The sequence below is a fragment of the Georgenia sunbinii genome (assembly GCF_036421875.1).
Taxonomy (GTDB): Bacteria; Actinomycetota; Actinomycetes; order Actinomycetales; family Actinomycetaceae; genus Georgenia_B; species Georgenia_B sunbinii.
In genome coordinates this window covers 736,819-754,661 of sequence record NZ_JAZGOL010000002.1, presented here as the reverse complement: position 1 = coordinate 754,661, position 17,843 = coordinate 736,819, and the positions used below count along the sequence as shown (strand labels likewise).

The window sequence follows — 17,843 nt, the reverse complement described above, 5'->3', positions numbered from 1 at the left end:
GCTGCCACGGCAGGATCGTGACGCGCGACGCTCTGCGGTGCGGGAGACTGTCGGGGTGACGCCAACGCAACCGGCCCCGGCTGGACAGCAGTCGATCTCTCCGTTCGTCGAGTTCGACCGTCGTGACTGGAGCCGGTTGTCGGCCTCGACACCACAGCCGCTGACCGCCGAGGACATCGTGCGGCTCCGCGGGCTCGGGGATCCGATGGACCTCGAGGAGGTCGAGACCGTCTATCGGCCGCTGTCGCGGCTGCTGTCGCTGTACGTCGAGTCCTCCCGCCGGCTGGTGGGCGCGACGTCGACGTTCCTCGGCGAGCAGGTCGTGCGCACCCCGTTCGTCATCGGGGTGGCCGGCTCGGTGGCAGTCGGCAAGTCGACCACCTCGCGGCTGCTTCGAGAGCTGTTGCGTCGCTGGTCCGGCACGCCGCACGTGGAGCTCGTCACCACCGACGGCTTCCTGTTCCCCAACGCCGAGCTCGACCGCCGCGGCCTCATGGCGCGCAAGGGCTTCCCGGAGTCCTACGACCAGCGCCGGCTGCTGCGCTTCCTCAGCGAGGTCAAGGCCGGCGTGCCGGTGGTCGAGGCACCGGTGTACGACCACCTCACCTACGACATCGTCCCCGGTGAGCGGATCGAGGTGCGCCGGCCCGACGTCCTCATCGTCGAGGGTCTCAACGTCCTGCAGCCGGCGCGCACCACGGCCGACGGCGCACCGAGCCTGGCGGTGAGCGACTTCTTCGACTTCTCGATCTACGTCCACGCCCGCACGTCGGACGTCCGCCAGTGGTACGTCGACCGCTTCCTGCGGCTGCGGCGCACCGCGTTCGCCGACGAGAAGTCCTACTTCCACCGGTACGCCGCGCTCGACGACGACGAGGCGGTGGCGACCGCCACCGGGATCTGGCAGTCGATCAACGAGCCGAACCTCGTGCGCAACATCCTGCCGACGAGCGGCCGGGCGACGCTCGTGCTCACCAAGGACGCCGACCACCGGATGCACCGGATGCGGCTGCGCAAGATCTGACGCCCGACGGATGACCGCCGGCCGGTCTCGCGGGACGAGCTGGTCAGCTGTGCTGCCGGGTCGATCCGTCGTCGTGCGCGGTCGGCGTCGGCAGCGCGGACTCGCCGGCCCCGCCCTCTGCCTCGGCGACGATGGCGTCGAGCGCGTCGCGCCCACCGGCCAGCCGGTTGGCCACCCTGCCGTGGATCCGCTTGAGGACCGCGTCGACGACGAACCCCAGCAGCACCCCGCCGATGACGCCGACGACCACCGCGACGAGCGGGTGGTCATGGAGGAACACCCCGGCGCCCATGCCCAGCAGCGTGGAGTAGCCGCCCCACACGATCGCCGCGATACCCGCGATGAGCACGAACCTCGGCCGGGAGTACCCGACGGCACCGGCGGTCATGTTGACCGCGACCCGCCCGATGGGGATGAAGCGCGCCGAGAGGATGAACACCGTGCCCCGGGTCGCCAGTGCGCGACTGGCCCAGGCGAGGCTGGCGTGGCCGCGGCGTCCCTGGAAGATCCGTAATCGGTGGACCGGTATCTTGCTGCCGATCCAGTAGGCGATGAGGTCGCCGCAGAACGCGCCGGCCGCAGCTGCGGCGATGAGGAGCCAGAGGTTGACACCGTCACTGGTCATCGCCAGCACGGCCACCGCGATGACGATGGACTCGCTCGGGACCGGCGGGAAGAACCCGTCGATCGTGGACAACGCCCACACGGCGAGCAAGACCCAGGGCGAGCCCGCGAGGGCCAGCACCCACTCTTCGGTGGCGGCCATGAACTCCATCATCAGCCACCGTGCCTGTCGCGCCGCATGGTCCCATTGAATCTCGGCGAGGTCACCGATGCCATCAGGGAACCACCTGATTCCTCTCCGAGGATCTCGTGATCGAGTGTCCGAGGCCATGGCATGTCGACGGCCCCGGCCGGGGCCATGCTGCCAGCTGGGCGACCTGACGTTGCTGTGATGCCTAGCAACGGCAACGACGCCGCGAGAAGACTAACCGACCCGGGCGGCAGCCGGAGAACGTGCTGCTGACGTGCGCAGCACCTCGCCGATCCGTTCCCTGAGCTCGGTTGCGAGCCCGGGCAGGAACGGCGGCCCCCACGGGATGGTGGCCACCACGACCGGGACACGCTCGACGAGCGCCGCGGTGCTCGAGAACTGGTGGCGCAGGACCGCCGGGTCACGCCAACCGAGGAGGCGTGGGTAGCCGGACAGTGCGAGCAACGCCTCGGGACCGGAGAGCGGGTGAACCTCGACCTTCCCGGCTGTGCGGCTGGGGAACGGGATGACGAGCACCTCCAGCGGAAGCCGGTCGGTGGCGCCGTCGCGGAGCCGGAGCACCTCGCGGTCGTCGGCGCTGCGGCGCACCTGCGGCGCGCCGGAGGCAAAGCGGGCGACGAGGGTGTCGGCGCCCTTGCGCAGCCGTAGCTCGGTGGCACCGAGGCGAGCGACCGGGTGGTCTGCCACGTCGTCCAGCCGCAGGACGTCGTCGGTAATGAGGACACCGCCGGAGCTGCACATGAGCGCTGCCATGGTGGACTTGCCCATCCCCGAGCGGCCGACAAACCCCCAGGCGGCGCCATCGATCTCGACGGCGCTGGCATGGAGGACGAGATGGCCGCGCTGGTACAGCTGGAACGCGAGGCTGCCGCCGGTCGTCAGCACCGAGGCCATGCCCTCGTCCGCCCCCCGGACCGAGCGCACCTCCATGTGGTCGAGCGCCGGCGAGACGTGGACGTCGCACGCGCCGAAGAAGCGGAGCGTGTAGCCGTCGTCACGCCGGGCGAAGGCGTAGATCGTCCTGGTGGCACCGTCGCAGCGCAGGATCGGGTCGCCGGGCGGCAGATCGGTGGTGGGCTCCGTGACCGGTCCGCGCACGACAGTGACATCGGGCGCGGCACCTGGTGATGCAGGTCGGTCCTGGTGGAGATCGGTGTCGCTGTCGATCACCAAGCCGTACAGCTCGAGCATCACGCGGCTCCTCCTCGGGGATCGACGAGACTGAGGTACTCCGCTGGTGCGTCCGGGTCGAGCGTCCGACCGTCGATCTCCAGCCACGCGTGCGCCCGGACGGCGCCGTCGGTCTTCGCCACGCCGACGCGGAGCGACGGGCCGCGGTGCCGTAGCACGTGACCGGTGGCCAGCGCGCGCCGCAGGCAGGTGTCGTCCCAGGGCCAGTGCCGCAACACGCGCTGTACGGCACGGAGCGAGCGCCGCTCCTCGCGCGTGAGCCGCTCGGTGAACAACTCGGTCGCCGGGCGGGTGGTGTCGGTGACGAGCGGGACACCGAGCGTCCGAGCAAGCTGCGGCAGCGGCTGGCGTCGTCGCAGCTTCCACTCGATCCGAGCCTGCACGATCAGGGCTCGTGCGACCGCCCGGTAGTCGCGCACCCGCCAGGTCATGAGAACACCACCGACGGAGATCATTGCGGTGGCCCCTCCAGCGGCAGTCCCTCGCTCGCCATCCAGGCGGCCATCAGTGCGGTGTCGCCCTGACCGATCGAGTCCCCGTTCAACCAGGTCGCACGCAGGACTTCAGGGTCGGTGTGCTCCGGGTCGATTCCCTGACCATCCCAGCGACGAGCGAAGCCACGCTCGAGAGGTCCCATGTGCGCCGCGTCGAAGAACGCCTTGGTGGACCGCCCGAGGATGGGCTCCGGCAGCACGTCCGAGAAGAGGTGACGCATAGCATCGGTGCGTCCGGTGAAGCCCAGACGGCCTCCGTCGCTCATCCAGGCACTGACGAACTCCGGGGCAAGGAGCGGATGGTGGACCTGCACGTCATAATCTTGGGCCACGAGGTCCAAGTTGTGGTAGACCGCTCGCGTGTGCGGGCGCTGCGCACCGTGCCAGACCGAGCGGTCCCAGCGCAGCGGGTCGGTCATGTTGCTGCTGATGGTCTCGACGAACCGGTCTCGTGCGCCGGGTCTCAACCACGGCGCCTCACCGTCCGCCACCTGCTGCGCATCGCGCTCGGCGCGCCGCTGCGGTCGTAGTGCCCGCATCACGGCGCGCACGTCGTCACCGCCGGGGCGCTGCCTGCGCCGCACCGTTCGCCGCAACTTCGCGATGGGCGCCGACCGCCTGCCCCGGAAGAGCTCGTCGCCGCCTTCACCGGTCAGCAGCACGCCGCCGCCGGCCAGGCTGAACATCTCGTGCTGCAGGTTGACGGTGACGGGCCAGACGAGCCCGCGCGTGGCCATGCTCTCCTGCACGTGGCGCCCCAGCAGCCGCTGCTGATGGGTGATGTCCAGGACGACACGATCGGTCAGACCGATGTGGCGGAGCACAAGGTCTTGCCAATCGTCCTCGTCGGCATCCCGGTTGCCCGGGTAGCGGTAGGTGACCGGCACTGGCAGGGCTGCGCCGCACTCCCGCGCCACCGAGGTGGCAACTGCCAGCACTGCCGATGAGTCCCGCCCGCCGGAGAAGCTGACGAAGACCGGCCCGGCGCCGATGAACTCTCGTAAGACCTGGCGCAGTGCGGCCCGACCGCCCCCGGTGGCGGGCGCGAGCTCTGGCTGCGGCAGCGCGCGGGCCGACGCGGTCAGCGGCAGCCCCATCGCGATCTCGAGCGGGCTCAGTCGCAAGTAGTCGGTGGATCGTATCGTCAGCACTGCTCTTCTCCCGCCGCCCCGGCCATCGGACATCTCGTCGATCTACCGTGGCTGAGGGAGGGGCACGAACTGCCGCCCCTCCCTCAACCTGGTCGCTCAGGAGCCGACTGGCGGGTCCTTGGGGTCCGGACCGAACGGGAGGAACTTGAGGTACTGGTCCTTGTTCCCGAGCTCACCGATTCCCAGCGTGAGGTCCGGCACCGAGCCGACCTTGGTGATGCGTGGTGATTCGTACATGGCACTCCTTCCGACGTCGACGACACAGTCTCCGGAGGTGAAGTACTGCGACGATTGTCAAGTTAGCCCAGGGTCGAGGGCGGATCACGGCTCACCAGCGGATGAATCCCAACCCGCCGAGGGTGAGGAATGCTCAGCAGGGGGTGAGCCGCCCCCTGCCTGAGTGCCGCTGTGCGCAGGTGGTTGCAGCGATCCGCCACCTGTTGTGCACGGCGTCAGGCACAATCAACCGTGACCGCACCAACGAGGGAGCCCCAGTGCCGAAGCTGACGGAGAACGTGACGTGGCAGGAGATCGACGGTGAGCTGGTCGTCCTCGACCTGTCCAGGTCGGTCTACCTCACCACCAACCGCACCGGCGCCTTCCTGGCCAAGCAACTGCGTGACGAGCGCGACCGCGACGAGCTGGTGACGTCGCTGGTCGCCGAGTACGGGATCGAGGAGCACGTCGCGAGCAGCGACGTCGACGACTTCCTTGACCAGCTTGCGCAGGAGCAGCTGCTGGCCTGACGTGCCGGCTGGTCAGACCAGGCTCAGCCGCGCCCGCACCACGTCGGCGAGGGTCGCCGCGACGTCGTCGGCCTCGTCCTGGGTGGCGGCCTCGACCATCACCCGGACCAGCGACTCAGTCCCCGAGGGGCGCAGCAGCACTCGGCCGGTCTCCCCCAGCCGGGCCTCCGCGGCGTTGACCGCGGCCAGCAGGACGCCGTCGGTGGTGGCGCGAGCCTTGTCGACGTCGGGGACGTTGACCAGGACCTGCGGCAGCCGCTGGACGAATCCGGCGAGGTCCGCCAACGAGCGGCCGGTCTCCACGACGCGCTCGGCGAGCATGAGCGCGGTCAGCAGGCCGTCGCCGGTGGTGGCGTGGGCTGAGCTGATGATGTGCCCGGACTGCTCGCCGCCGAGGATGTAGCCACCGGCCCGCATCGCCTCGAGGACGTACCGGTCGCCGACGCCGGTCTGCACGGTGTGGATGCCGGCGTCCTTCATCGCGAGCAGCAGCCCGAGGTTGCTCATCACGGTCACGACCAGTGTGTCGTCGACGAGCTTGCCGTGGTCCTTGAGCGTCGTCGCGAGCACGCCCATGATCTGGTCGCCGTCGACGATGTTGCCCTCGTGGTCGACGGCGATGCACCGGTCCGCGTCGCCGTCGAAGGCCACCCCGAAGGCCGCGCCGGAGGCGACCGTGACCGCCTGCAGCTGTTCGGGGTGGGTGGAGCCGCACTCGTCGTTGATGTTGCGGCCGTCCGGCGACGCGTTGATGACGACGACGTCAGCGCCCGCCTCCCGCAGCGCGAGCGGCGCGATGTCGCTCGCCGCCCCGTTGGCGCAGTCGATGGCGATCCGCAGCCCGTCCAGGTGCCGGCCGGTGGTGCTCACCAGGTGGTCGATGTAGGCGCGGTCGGCGGTGGCCGCGTCCTGCGAGATCTGGCCGACCTCGGCACCGGTCGGGCGCTCCCAGCTCGCGCCGAGGCTCTCCTCGATGGCGTCCTCGATGGCGTCCTCGAGCTTGAACCCGCCGCGGGCGAAGAACTTGATCCCGTTGTCCGGCATCGGGTTGTGGGAGGCCGAGATGACGACGCCGAGATCGACGTCCATCGCAGAGGTCAGGTAGGCCACCCCCGGGGTGGGCAGCACCCCGACCTCGACGACGTCGACGCCCGCGCTGGCCAGCCCGGCAGCGATCGCCGACGAGAGGAAGTCCCCGGAGACCCGGGTGTCGCGTCCGATGACGGCACGCGGCCGGCGCACCTCGGCGTCGTGCTCCGCGGCGCCGAGCACCCGGGCGGCAGCGACGCCGAGCCCGAGCGCCAGCTCGGCGGAGATGTCGCGGTTGGCGAGCCCGCGCACGCCGTCGGTACCAAAGAGTCGAGCCATCGGACTTCCTTACGTGAGGCGACAGGCAACCACAACCACCCCACCACACCCGCCAGTCGTCGGCGCCGGGTACGGGCGAGACCGCCGCCGACCGGTCGACAGCGACGGTCAGGCGACGCAAGACACCGCAGCCCCGGCCGGCTGAGCCGGTCGGGGCTGCGGGAGGCGCATCAGCGCTTCGAGTACTGCGGGGCCTTACGGGCCTTCTTGAGGCCGGCCTTCTTGCGCTCGACGGCGCGGGCGTCCCGGGTGAGGAACCCAGCCTTCTTCAGCGTGGGGCGGTTGGACTCCTCGTCGATCAGGTTGAGGGCCCGTGCCACGCCGAGGCGCAGTGCGCCGGCCTGGCCAGAGATGCCGCCGCCGTGGATACGGGCGATGACGTCGAAGCGGCCCTCGATGTCGAGGAGCTCGAAGGGGGAGCTCACCAGCTGCTGGTGCAGCTTGTTGGGGAAGTAGTCCTCGAGCGTGCGGCCGTTGATGGTCCAGTTCCCGCTACCGGGAACCAGGCGGACCCGGGCGACGGCTTCCTTGCGTCGACCCAGCGCCTGGCCGGGAGCCGTGAGGCTCTGGCCCTGGCCGGTCGCGGGAGCGTCGCTCTCGCTGGTGTAGCTGCTGGGGACGTTGTCGTCGTCCAGCTCGATGTCGGCAGTGGTCTCAGCCACAGTTCTCCTCGTGTCCTGTAAAGGGGGTCCCAGAGCGCGTCACCGCGAACTACTGGGCCACCTGGGTGATCTCGAAGGTCTGCGGCTGCTGCGCAGCGTGCGGGTGCTCAGCGCCGGTGTAGACCTTGAGCTTCTTGAGCATGTCGCGACCGAGCGACGTCTTGGGGAGCATGCCGCGGACGGCCTTCTCCACGACGCGCTCGGGGAAGCGGTCCAGCAGCTGCGCGTAGCTCGTCGCCTTGAGACCACCGGGGAAACCCGAGTGGTGGTAAGCGATCTTGTCCTCACGCTTGCTGCCGGTCAGAGCGATCTTCTCGGCGTTGATGACGATGACGAAGTCACCGTTGTCGACGTGCGGTGCGAAGCTCGGCTTGTGCTTCCCACGGAGCAGGGTGGCGACGTGGGTCGCCAGTCGGCCGAGGACGACGTCGGTAGCGTCGATGACGTACCAGTTCTGGTCGACGTCGCCGGGCTTCGGTGTGTACGTGAGCACGGGCGTAGCCTTCGTTTCTTCAGCGTTCTGATCTTCGGGCAATCGTGCGCCGCAGCGACGTGCTGCCCATGGTCTGGTGGTTCTCGCTCTTGGCATCCGCGCCGCCGCGCCGGCGAGTGGGAGCACCGGGAGCGCAAGGGGATGCACAACGACGTCCAAGAGTAACGCCGCGAGTGTCGCGCGGTCAAAACATCTTGGCGCCGGTGGTCGTGAGACGCACCACTGACCATCGTACCGGATACCTCAGCCGACGCTGCTGCCCTCATCGGTGATACCTATCGCATCGTCCTCGTCGCGTACCCGCATCGCGGCCTCCTCGGCGGTCGCCGCGCCGCCGGCCACGCCGACGTCCTCGGCGGTCATGTCCTGCTCGCGCCGTCCGCCGGGGCCGTCGACGTCGTCCTCGTTCTCGAGGCGGCCGGCCCGGTCGGGCTCCCGCTCGGGCTGAGGTTCGGCGCCGGGCTCCCACACCTCGGGCTCCTCGGCGTCGAGCCGCTCCTCGATGGTGTCGCCCTCGATGACCTCCGCCTGGGTGAGGTTCTGGCCGCGCAGCGGGTCGCGGTCGGGCGGAGAGTAGCCCTCCTCAAGCAGGTCGTCGACGCCGCGCGTCTCGAGGGTGTCCTGCTTGGGCAGCTGGTCGCTGTCGCCCTCGCCCGGCAGCGCCGGGTCGGGGCTGGTGGCCGGGGTGTTCTCTGACTCGCTCATGCTGTCCAGGCTGCCATCGGCCGCGCGACCTCGCGCGCTCAACCGGGCTGCCTCCCGGTCCGACGGTGCCGCGAACGACGGCGTTACGGCAGCGTGCGGACGCTGCGGGCGGCGGTGGCGCGCGCCGCCAGCTCCTCGTCGGCCGGGTAGCCGACCTCCTCGAGGGTGAGCCCGTGCGCGGGCGCCACGCCCACGCCCGGGTCCCGCAGCCCGGCGGCGAGCACCTCGGCGGGCCAGCTCACTGGGCGGCGCCCCTCGCCGACGGCGAGGCCGGCTCCCACGAGGGCACGCACCATCGAGTGGCAGAAGGCATCGGCCCGGACCGTCGCCACGATGAGCCCCTCGTCCCGCTCCCCCGCCGGCACCCGGCGCCAGTCCATCGCCTGCAGGGTGCGGATCGTCGTGGCGCCGGCACGTGGCTTGCAGTAGGCGGCAAAATCGTGCTCGCCGCAGAGCCAGGTCGCGGCGGTGCCCATCGCGTCGACGTCGAGCTCGCGGGCGTGCCACAGCACGTCGTGGCGACGCAGCGGGTCACGAGGCTGGGCCAGGTCGGCGATCCGGTACCGGTAGCGGCGCCAGACCGCGGAGAACCGGGCATCGAACCCGGGCGGCGCCTCCGCCACGGCGTGGACGACGACGTCGCTGGCGCCGCGGGGCCCCTCCCCGCGGCCGAGCAGCCCGGCGAGCCGTGCCACCAGTGCCTGCCCCGGCGAGCGGTCGCTGCGGCCGACGACGTCGCGCCAGGCCGCCGCGGGCACGTCCAGGTGGGCGGCCTGGCCGCGGGCGTGCACCCCGGCGTCGGTGCGACCGGCGACGGTGAGCCGGGCAGGCGCGGGCAGCCGCAGCACCGTGGTCAGCGCCTCCTCGAGCACGCCCTGCACGGTGCGCAGGCCCGGCTGGGTCGCCCAGCCGGAGAAGTGGGTGCCGTCGTAGGAGATCGCCAGCCGCACCCGCACCGTCGGTTCCGGCGTCGCGCCGTCGTTGCCGTCCGCGTCCACCACTACTGCTGTCACGTACCGCAGGCTAGTACCGTCACCTCCATGAAGCCCGCCGCGAGACCGTCCCGGACCAACCCGGCGACGCTCGCGGTCGACTGCGGCGGTGGGGGCATCAAGGCCTCTGTGCTCGACGCAGCCGGCACCATGCACGCCCAGCCGGTCCGCGCTGCCACGCCCTACCCGCTGCCCCCGGAGCGGCTCATCGACACCATCGCCTCACTGGCGGAGCAGCTGCCGCCGGCGGACCGGGCCACGGTCGGCATGCCCGGCATGATCCGTCACGGGATCGTCGTCAGCACGCCGCACTACGTGACACGCGCCGGGCCGCGGACGAAGGAGCTGCCCGAGCTCGTGACGGCGTGGGCGGGCTGCGACCTCCAGCAGGCGGTGAGCGACCGGCTGAAGATCCCGGCGCTGCTGCTCAACGACGCCGAGGTCCACGGTGCAGGGGTCGTCGCCGGCGCCGGGCTGGAGATGATCATCACGCTGGGGACCGGGCTGGGCAACGCCATCTTCGACGGTGGGCGGCTGGCGCCGCACGCCGAGCTGTCCCGCGGGCTGGCACGGTGGGGGCTGAGCTTCGACGAGTACATCGGGGAGCACGAACGGCTGCGGCTGGGTGACGCCATGTGGTCCCGCCGGGTCCGCCAGGTCGTGGAGTCCTTCCGGCCGGTCTACCTGTGGGACCGGCTGTACCTCGGCGGCGGGAACTCCCGCCGGATCACTCCGCAGGTGCTGACCAAGCTCGGCGACGACGTCGTCATCGTGCCCAACACCGCCGGGATCGTCGGCGGCGTGCGGGCCTGGTCGCTCGGCGGCATCGCCGAGGACACCGCGCCGGCGTCGGGCTGACCTCAGCCGGACCGATGCTCAGGAGGCTATCGGCAGGATCGGGGCGGAGGTGCTGGTCCGCAACGAGGGGTGATATCGCTCCGGCTGCCGGCCGGCGCCTCTAGGGTGGCACTCGGGCGAGGTCAGAAGTTCGGTGATGCCGGCAGGAGGCACTGAGGTCATGGAAGTCGTCCGCCCCACCAGTACCTGCGGCTGGTCATGAGGATCGGCGTCGCCGGTTGCGGCTACGTCTTCGACAGCTACATGTCGTCATGGGCCAACCATCCCGCACTTGAGCTTGTCGGTGTGACTGACCGCGACGCCTCGCAGCTCGAGCGCGCGAGCCGGCACTTCGCCGTGCCCAGCTACGCCTCGGTGGAAGAGATGCTCGCCGATCCCGACGTGGACATGGTCCTCAACCTCACCTCGATCCAGTCTCACTACGAGGTCACCCGCGCGGCACTTGCGGCGGGCAAGCACGTCTACTCCGAGAAGCCGCTCACGACCGACATGGCGCAAGCCCTCGAGCTCGTCGCGCTGGCGGAGTCGCAAGGGCGCCACCTCGCCTGCGCTCCGTCCAATGCGCTCTCGGCCACCTCGCAGACGATGTGGAAGGTGGTCGCTGACGGACTCGTCGGCGACGTCCGGCTGGTCTACGCCGAGCTGGACGACAACCCGATCTACCTCATGGCTCCGGAGAACTGGCGGTCCGTCTCCGGCGCGCCTTGGCCCTACCTGCGCGAGTACGAGGCCGGGTGCACGTGGGAGCACGTCAGTTATCACCTGGCGTGGATGTGTGCCATCTTCGGCCCGGTCCGGTCGGTCACCGCATTCTCCAAGCTCACACTGCCGGACAAGACCGACCGACCGCTGTCGCCCGCGGACACTCCGGACTTCTCCGTCGCTTGTCTCGACTTCGAGAGCGGCGTCGTCGGCCGTGTCACCTGCTCGATCGGTGCACCGTACGACCATCGCATGCGCGTGGTCGGGAACCGGGGCATGGTCCACTCCGACAACCCGTGGCACGACGAGTGCCCCGTCTTCCTCGAGCCATTCACCACGCTGTCCCTCAACGCACGCAAGACCCGCGCCGTGCGATCGAGCAGATTCTTGCAGCGGTTGTTCGGCGTCGGCGGTCGGCGTGTGCCACTCGTCCGCACGCCTCCGCCGGGATCCGATGAAGTCGTCGACGCGCTGGGACCACGCCGGTGGTGGAGTCCGCGCGACGCTCTGCGCCGAATCCGGCTCGACCAGCTCGGGCACCAGGACAAGTGCATCGGGATCGCGGAGCTGGCCGACGCCATCGAGCACGGTCGCGCCCCCTTCCCAGGGCACGCCTTCATGCTGCACCTGACAGAGCTGACCCTCGCCATCCAGTCCGCCGGCGCCGACGGCGCCAGCCACCGAGTGATGAACCGGTTCGAGCCCTGGCCACTGCCCGTCGCGTCGTCCCGCAGCGGTCCCGACTACCAACGCTACGTCCGGCGCAGCACTCTCGACCGGCTCAGTGCAGGCCTGCTGCACAAGATGCACCGCCACGGCGTGAAGGACGACAGCTCCGGGCCGAAGCAGCGGTAGGCGCCGGAAAGGCGCGAGGCCCGCAACCCCGGGGTACGGGGTGCGGGCCTCGCTGTCGACCGCCGCGCCGGGTGGGCGCGGCGATCACGGCAGCGGCCGCGCTATGCGCGATCGCCGTCGTGTCGTTGGCGGCGTCAGCCGCGGGGGGCGTGGCCGGTGTCGGTGCCTGCGGCGCCGGCGTCCTTCGCGGCCGTGGTGGCGGCCTGGGCCGATGCCTCGGCCGCAGCCTGCTGCGCCCCGGTGGTCTCCTCGGCCTTCGCTGCCTCGATCTCCTCGACCGCCTCGGTCTCGGGAACCTCGACGTCGTCAGCCGGAGCCTCCTCGACGACCGCTGCGGCCTGGGCCTTGGTCTCGGCCTTGGCGGCACGCTCGGTCGCCTTCTCGGCCTCACGGATGGTGGCCTGCTTGGGGCTCACCGGCTCGAGGACGAGCGAGATGACCGCCATGGGGGCGTTGTCGCCCTTGCGGGGAACGGTCTTGGTGATGCGGGTGTAGCCGCCCTGGCGCTCAGCCATCGCCGGTGCGATCTCGGTGAACAGCTCGTGCACGACGCGCTTGTCCTTGATCGTCGTCATCACCTTGCGGCGCGAGGCGAGGTCGCCACGCTTGCCGAGGGTGATGAGACGCTCCGCGACCGGGCGCAGCCGCTTGGCGCGGTGCTCCGTCGTAGTGATCTGCTGGTGGTCGAGCAGCGCCGTGGCAAGGTTGGCCAGCATGTGCCGCTCGTGCGACGGACTGCCACCCAGACGGGGACCCTTAGCGGGTGTAGGCATGATTTCTCCTGTCGTGAATCAGTGGTGGCGTCAGCCGCGCGGCTCGTCGCTGAACTGGACGTCGCCCTCGTAGGCGTCGTCCTCGTCTGCGGCGAGTGAAATGTCGAAGTCGGCAGGACTGTCCTTGAGCGACAGACCGATGCCGGCCAGCTTCTCGCGGATCTCCCCGATGGACTTGGCACCGAAGTTGCGGATGTCGAGCAGGTCCGCCTCGCTGCGTGCCACGAGCTCACCCACGGCGTGGATGCCCTCGCGCTTGAGGCAGTTGTAGGACCGGGACTGCAGACCGAGCTCCTCGATCGGCAGTGCCAGGTCGGCGGCCAGAGCGGCGTCGGTCGGCGAGGGGCCGATCTCGATGCCCTCGGCCTCGACGTTGAGCTCGCGGGCGAGGCCGAAGAGCTCGACGAGGGTCTTGCCGGCGGAAGCGATCGCGTCACGAGGGGTGATCGCGTTCTTCGTCTCGACGTCGACGATGAGCTTGTCGAAGTCGGTGCGCTGCTCGACACGCGTGGCCTCGACCTTGTAGGTCACCTTGAGGACCGGCGAGTAGATCGAGTCCACCGGCACGCGGCCGATCTCGGAGTCGAAGCTCTTGTTCTGGTTCGCCGAGACGTAGCCACGGCCACGCTCGACGGTCAGCTCGACCTCGAGCTTGCCCTTGGCGTTGATCGTCGCGATGTGGAGGTCGGGGTTGTGCACCTCGACACCGGCCGGCGGGGTGATGTCGGCGGCGGTGACGACGCCGGGGCCCTGCTTGCGCAGGTACATGACGACCGGCTCGTCGTGCTCCGAGGAGACGACGATGTTCTTGATGTTCAGGATGATCTCGGTGACATCCTCCTTGACACCAGGAACCGTCGTGAACTCGTGGAGCACGCCGTCGATCCGGATGCTCGTGACGGCCGCACCGGGGATCGAGGAGAGCAGGGTCCGCCGGAGCGAGTTGCCGAGGGTGTAGCCGAAGCCGGGCTCCAGCGGCTCGATGACGAACCGGGAGCGCTGCTCGGTGACGACCTCTTCGGTCAGGACGGGGCGCTGTGCGATGAGCACGGTGTGTTCCTTTCAGCAGACGTCCGCTATATGACGCCTAGCAGTAGCCCGCCGACCATCGGTCCGATCGGCGGGGTCGAGCGGCGCGCTCCGGTGAGAGACGCGCGGGGACGGGCACCCGGGCGGTGCCCAGGTGCGCCCGCCACCACGAGGGGGCGGGCGCACCGCACGGACGAAACTCAGACGCGACGGCGCTTGGGGGGACGGCAGCCGTTGTGGGCCTGGGGCGTGACGTCCTGGATGGAGCCCACCTCCAGGCCGGCAGCGGTGAGCGAACGGATCGCGGTCTCACGACCGGAGCCGGGGCCCTTGACGAAGACGTCGACCTTCTTCATGCCGTGCTCCTGCGCCTTGCGCGCGGCCGACTCGGCGGCGAGCTGGGCGGCGAAGGGCGTCGACTTGCGCGAGCCCTTGAAGCCGACCTGGCCGGAGGAGGCCCAGGCGATGACCGCACCCGTGGGGTCGGTCAGCGTCACGATGGTGTTGTTGAACGTGCTCTTGATGTAGGCATGGCCATGAGCGACGTTCTTCCGCTCTTTCCGACGGGGCTTGCGCACCGCGGCTGTACGAGTCTTGGGGGGCATATCTGTTCTCCTGGTCGTCGGACCGGTGGGCCGCCCGGCAGTGGCGGACGGCAGACCGGACTACTTAGCGGGCCTTCTTCTTGCCGGCCACGGTGCGCTTGGGTCCCTTGCGGGTACGCGCGTTGGTCTTGGTGCGCTGTCCGTGCACCGGCAGCCCGCGGCGGTGACGCAGGCCCTGGTAGGAGCCGATCTCGACCTTGCGGCGGATGTCGGCCTGGACCTCACGGCGGAGGTCACCCTCGACCTTGAAGGTCGTCTCGATGTAGTCGCGCAGTGCGACAAGGTCTGCGTCCGTCATGTCCTTGACGCGCAGGTCGGGGCTGACGCCAGTGGCGGCCAGCGCCTCCTGGGCGCGGGTGCGTCCGACGCCGAAGATGTAGGTGAGCGCGATCTCAAGCCGCTTTTCGCGGGGGAGGTCGACGCCAACGAGTCTTGCCAACTTGTGCTCCTCGTATCTCTGCCGGAGGTGTGGAGCACTGCCTCCTCGCCGAGCAGGCGAGCCCCGGCCTCCGACCGGGGGTAGGTCCGGGTGCTCCCGGGCCTGGCAGTGCGTTGGTGGCGGCTCACGCTGATGCGTGTCCGCCCAGCCTCAGGTCAGCCCTGACGCTGCTTGTGGCGAAGGTTGCTGCAGATCACCATCACGCGACCGTGACGCCGGATCACCTTGCAGCTATCGCAGATCTTCTTGACGCTCGGCTTGACCTTCATGGTTTCCTCCGCCGCCGTTCGGCGCGCGAGTGAGTCCCGCGCCGCGACGGCGATTGCTTGGTTCTGGTGGTTACTTGTAGCGGTAGACGATGCGACCTCGGGTGAGGTCGTACGGGCTCAGCTCGACGACGACCCGGTCCTCGGGGAGGATCCGGATGTAGTTCTGACGCATCTTGCCCGAGATGTGTGCGAGTACCTTGTGGCCGTTGCTCAGCTCCACCTTGAACATCGCGTTGGGCAGCGCTTCGAGCACACTGCCCTCGATCTCGATGACGCCGTCCTTCTTCGCCATGTCCTCCGCTAACTCTTCTCTCACGCGTGGCCGTCGTCATCGGTGAGACGTGCTGGTCCGACGACGACGCGGTGTGCCGAAGTCTGACGCCCCACCCCCGGTTCCAGGCAGGGGTAGCAGCAGGCACACACGTCCAGCGCTCAATCATACGACACGCTCGCCCCGCACGGAACCACAGCATGGTGACCTCCGGCGGCCCTGCGCATGAGATGCGTCACGTGATCGACCGGCGTTCTCCCGCGGCGAGCCTCGCCCTGGCCCAGACTATCGGGATGGACGTCCAGCCGCGTGTGTCGGTCATCATCCCGGTCCGTGACGACCGTCGCCTCGCCGCATGCCTGGAGTCCGTCCACCGGCAAACCTACCCAGCGGACCTGATCGAGGTTGTGGTGGCAGACAACGGCAGCACCATGCCGGTGCACGAGCTGCTCGCGCCGTGGCCCGGCGTGCGGTACATCAGCGAACCGACCGGCGGTTCATACACGGCACGCAATGCCGCGGTGCTGGCGAGCACTGGTGCCGTGCTTGCCTTTACCGATGCCGACTGCCTCCCCGAGCAGACCTGGCTCGAACGGGCAGTCGCTGCGCTCCTCGCCGGGGCGGATGTCGTTGCCGGCCACGTGACCGTCTACGCACGCGACGCGCGCACACCTCACCCGGTCGAGGCGTACGAGCTGGTCCATGCGTTTCCGCAGGAGATCTACGTCAGCCGCGGTGGCGCGTCGGTGACCGCGAACATGTGCACGACGAGGGCGGCCTTCGACGAGGCCGGCCCTTTTCGGCCCGAGCTGTACTCCGGGGCCGACATCGAGTGGTCGCAGCGGGCGACCTCGCTCGGGCTGCGCACTGTCTACTGCGCGGCCGCCGCCGTGCACCATCCCGCTCGGCAGTCCTACGCAGCCCTGCGCGCCAAGCTCCGACGGGTGATCCACGGTCGCTACGATCGCGATGTCCTCGACGGCGGACCGACCCCGGCCCCGTGGCCCAGACCACGGACACTCGTCCCGCCCCTCGGCGCCATCCGGCGCGCGCGCCGCGCCCCTCAGCTGGTCACGAGGCGCGCTCGCGGCGCGTTCGTCGTCGGCGAGTTCTACCACCGCTACGCGGCTGCCTGGTACGCCACCGACCTCGCGCTCCGGACCCGCCGGCAGCGCACGAGGGCGTGAGCGAAGATGCGCGCGTCGTCGGCGCTCGTCAGGACCGGTGCGATGACGACCGGGATGCGACGCCGGCAGGGTCGCTCCCCCGCGCCTCGACGGCCTCCAGGTAGGCGGCCAGGGCGCCGGGGCTCGCAGCGACTCGCTCGGCCGCACCACGCCGCGGTACCGGGCGGATCCGATCGACGATGCCGCGTGCCGCGTTACGGCTCACAGCGGCCACCGTGGCCGCTGCACCAGGCCGAACCGCGCGGGCAAGGAGCCGCGAGAGAGAGGCCGACTTTCGTTGTCGGGCGACCGGGGCCAGCCGGTCCACGGCGTCGATGATGCGCAGCAACGCAGTCGACACTCCGAGCGAACGGTAGAAGGAGCCGGGAACCGGGGTCCCGAGGGTGGCGGTGGCGCGCCGGAGCACCAGTGCTACCTGAGCCTGCGCCCCCCAGTCCAGCGCACGTTGCGCGACCTCGTCCCACGACGTGACCTGCCGGGCGACCTGGTCGACGTCGAGCGTCCATCCCAGCTTGTTGGCGCCCGCGAGCGCTGCATGGAGGCAGACGTGCACCATGGTGTCGACCTCGTCCATCGTCCAGGCGGACCCGAGGCCGATGCTCACCCGCCGCCGTCGTGCGAGGAGATCGACGGTCGGGATCTCGAAGTGCCGGCGCCGGGACTCCATGTTGATCATCGACCAGTGCAGGTCGACCGGGATGCCGGCGGGCGTGAACCAGTGCATCTCCCCGGGTGTCTGCGGATTGCGGAGCATGTCCTCGTAGTCCCCGACGACCCAGCCGGCATCCAGCAGCACCTCACTCACCGCCCGCAGGGCGCTCGGCGCCACCAGCAGGTCGAGGTCGCCGTACGGACGCAGCCCAGGGACCGGGTGCGCCACCTCGGACAGCACGGGTCCCTTGAAGACCACCCATGGGATGTCACCGAGGAGCTGGTTGACGTTGGCAAGGAGCATCGACGCCCGGATGTGCAACGACTTCGCCAAGTCTCGGTCGAGCCGCAGCAGCTCTGCGGCTGCCGGCGCCGTCTCTCGAAGGTGCACGTGAGTGAGGGGCGCAACTCGATGGTGACGCGCGGAATCGACCACGACGTCGGTGAGTGCTTGCGGCACCGCTGTCGGCTCACCTCGACAGATCGCCACGAGGACCTGAGCAGCTGCGCGGCTCGCGCTGGCCGAGGTGCGCTGCGTCATGGCGGTGCCACCTCTCTCGTGCCGGCCGCCCGGCGCGCCCGCCCTACGACGCAGCGTAGTGA

At 70.0% G+C, this 17,843-nt stretch carries 22 protein-coding genes; 5 read left to right on the top strand and 17 right to left on the bottom strand.

Annotated features, from left to right (window positions below; translation table 11 throughout):
- The first annotated feature begins 37 nt into the window (after positions 1-37).
- Positions 38-1,024, top strand: a complete 987-nt coding sequence (gene coaA, locus V2J52_RS07785; RefSeq protein WP_434056389.1) for a type I pantothenate kinase — start codon at positions 38-40, stop codon at positions 1,022-1,024.
- A gap of 43 nt (positions 1,025-1,067) precedes the next feature.
- On the opposite strand, the gene V2J52_RS07780 is transcribed toward coaA, so the two are convergent.
- The 5 genes from V2J52_RS07780 to V2J52_RS07760 all read right to left on the bottom strand — a co-directional run bounded on the left by V2J52_RS07780 (position 1,068) and on the right by V2J52_RS07760 (position 4,872).
- Entirely contained in the window at positions 1,068-1,790 is a 723-nt protein-coding gene (locus tag V2J52_RS07780) for a DedA family protein (RefSeq protein ID WP_331227094.1), read from the bottom strand.
- A gap of 222 nt (positions 1,791-2,012) precedes the next feature.
- Positions 2,013-2,990, bottom strand: coding sequence for a hypothetical protein (locus V2J52_RS07775; protein WP_331227093.1), 978 nt, complete (start codon positions 2,988-2,990; stop codon positions 2,013-2,015).
- Entirely contained in the window at positions 2,990-3,421 is a 432-nt protein-coding gene (locus V2J52_RS07770; protein ID WP_331227092.1) for a lasso peptide biosynthesis B2 protein, read from the bottom strand. The genes V2J52_RS07775 and V2J52_RS07770 overlap by 1 nt, the downstream gene beginning before the upstream one ends.
- 20 nt (positions 3,422-3,441) lie before the next feature.
- Positions 3,442-4,581: an asparagine synthase-related protein gene (locus V2J52_RS07765; RefSeq protein ID WP_331227138.1), complete on the bottom strand. Its 1,140-nt coding sequence runs from the start codon at positions 4,579-4,581 to the stop codon at positions 3,442-3,444.
- 150 nt (positions 4,582-4,731) lie between these two features.
- Positions 4,732-4,872 carry a lasso RiPP family leader peptide-containing protein gene (locus V2J52_RS07760; RefSeq protein ID WP_331227091.1) on the bottom strand — a complete coding sequence of 47 codons (141 nt, stop codon included), beginning with the start codon at positions 4,870-4,872 and terminating at the stop codon, positions 4,732-4,734.
- A gap of 257 nt (positions 4,873-5,129) precedes the next feature.
- Between V2J52_RS07760 and V2J52_RS07755 the strand changes: the two genes are divergently transcribed.
- Complete coding sequence (locus V2J52_RS07755; RefSeq protein WP_331227090.1) at positions 5,130-5,381, top strand: PqqD family protein; 252 nt, start codon at positions 5,130-5,132, stop codon at positions 5,379-5,381.
- A gap of 12 nt (positions 5,382-5,393) precedes the next feature.
- Here the strand turns inward: V2J52_RS07755 and glmM are convergent, their stop codons facing one another.
- The 5 genes from glmM to V2J52_RS07730 form a co-directional block, all read right to left on the bottom strand.
- Complete coding sequence (glmM, locus tag V2J52_RS07750) at positions 5,394-6,749, bottom strand: phosphoglucosamine mutase (RefSeq protein WP_331227089.1); 1,356 nt, start codon at positions 6,747-6,749, stop codon at positions 5,394-5,396.
- A gap of 170 nt (positions 6,750-6,919) precedes the next feature.
- Complete coding sequence (rpsI, locus tag V2J52_RS07745; protein WP_331227088.1) at positions 6,920-7,411, bottom strand: 30S ribosomal protein S9; 492 nt, start codon at positions 7,409-7,411, stop codon at positions 6,920-6,922.
- Between the two features lie 49 nt (positions 7,412-7,460).
- The gene (gene rplM, locus V2J52_RS07740) at positions 7,461-7,904 is read right to left on the bottom strand and encodes a 50S ribosomal protein L13 (RefSeq protein WP_331227087.1); all 444 of its coding nucleotides are present in this window, start codon (positions 7,902-7,904) and stop codon (positions 7,461-7,463) included.
- A gap of 243 nt (positions 7,905-8,147) precedes the next feature.
- The gene (locus tag V2J52_RS07735; protein ID WP_331227086.1) at positions 8,148-8,609 is read right to left on the bottom strand and encodes a DUF5709 domain-containing protein; all 462 of its coding nucleotides are present in this window, start codon (positions 8,607-8,609) and stop codon (positions 8,148-8,150) included.
- Positions 8,610-8,692: 83 nt separating this feature from the next.
- Positions 8,693-9,622 (bottom strand): tRNA pseudouridine synthase A, encoded by a 930-nt coding sequence (locus V2J52_RS07730; RefSeq protein ID WP_331227085.1) that lies wholly within the window; start codon positions 9,620-9,622, stop codon positions 8,693-8,695.
- A 27-nt stretch (positions 9,623-9,649) separates the two neighbouring features.
- Between V2J52_RS07730 and V2J52_RS07725 the strand changes: the two genes are divergently transcribed.
- Complete coding sequence (locus tag V2J52_RS07725; protein ID WP_331227084.1) at positions 9,650-10,459, top strand: ROK family protein; 810 nt, start codon at positions 9,650-9,652, stop codon at positions 10,457-10,459.
- Positions 10,460-10,657: 198 nt separating this feature from the next.
- On the top strand, positions 10,658-12,016 hold the full coding sequence (locus tag V2J52_RS07720) for a Gfo/Idh/MocA family protein (protein ID WP_331227083.1): 1,359 nt from the start codon (positions 10,658-10,660) through the stop codon (positions 12,014-12,016).
- A gap of 134 nt (positions 12,017-12,150) precedes the next feature.
- Here V2J52_RS07720 and rplQ read toward each other — a convergent pair whose 3' ends face one another.
- The 6 genes from rplQ to infA all read right to left on the bottom strand — a co-directional run bounded on the left by rplQ (position 12,151) and on the right by infA (position 15,423).
- Positions 12,151-12,789 (bottom strand): 50S ribosomal protein L17, encoded by a 639-nt coding sequence (rplQ, locus tag V2J52_RS07715; protein ID WP_331227082.1) that lies wholly within the window; start codon positions 12,787-12,789, stop codon positions 12,151-12,153.
- Positions 12,790-12,819: 30 nt separating this feature from the next.
- On the bottom strand, positions 12,820-13,839 hold the full coding sequence (locus V2J52_RS07710; RefSeq protein ID WP_331227081.1) for a DNA-directed RNA polymerase subunit alpha: 1,020 nt from the start codon (positions 13,837-13,839) through the stop codon (positions 12,820-12,822).
- Between the two features lie 179 nt (positions 13,840-14,018).
- Entirely contained in the window at positions 14,019-14,423 is a 405-nt protein-coding gene (gene rpsK, locus V2J52_RS07705; RefSeq protein ID WP_331227080.1) for a 30S ribosomal protein S11, read from the bottom strand.
- Between the two features lie 64 nt (positions 14,424-14,487).
- Positions 14,488-14,862: a 30S ribosomal protein S13 gene (rpsM, locus tag V2J52_RS07700; RefSeq protein ID WP_331227079.1), complete on the bottom strand. Its 375-nt coding sequence runs from the start codon at positions 14,860-14,862 to the stop codon at positions 14,488-14,490.
- Positions 14,863-15,017: 155 nt separating this feature from the next.
- Positions 15,018-15,131 carry a 50S ribosomal protein L36 gene (rpmJ, locus tag V2J52_RS07695; RefSeq protein ID WP_166845672.1) on the bottom strand — a complete coding sequence of 38 codons (114 nt, stop codon included), beginning with the start codon at positions 15,129-15,131 and terminating at the stop codon, positions 15,018-15,020.
- A 70-nt stretch (positions 15,132-15,201) separates the two neighbouring features.
- A complete protein-coding gene (gene infA, locus V2J52_RS07690; protein WP_331227137.1) occupies positions 15,202-15,423 on the bottom strand; it encodes a translation initiation factor IF-1 in 222 nt (73 codons plus the stop codon).
- Between the two features lie 272 nt (positions 15,424-15,695).
- Here infA and V2J52_RS07685 point away from each other — a divergent pair, with 272 nt between their 5' ends.
- Positions 15,696-16,589, top strand: coding sequence for a glycosyltransferase family 2 protein (locus tag V2J52_RS07685; protein ID WP_331227078.1), 894 nt, complete (start codon positions 15,696-15,698; stop codon positions 16,587-16,589).
- Positions 16,590-16,617: 28 nt separating this feature from the next.
- Here V2J52_RS07685 and V2J52_RS07680 read toward each other — a convergent pair whose 3' ends face one another.
- Positions 16,618-17,781, bottom strand: a complete 1,164-nt coding sequence (locus tag V2J52_RS07680) for a nucleotidyltransferase family protein (RefSeq protein ID WP_331227077.1) — start codon at positions 17,779-17,781, stop codon at positions 16,618-16,620.
- Positions 17,782-17,843 lie beyond the last annotated feature (62 nt).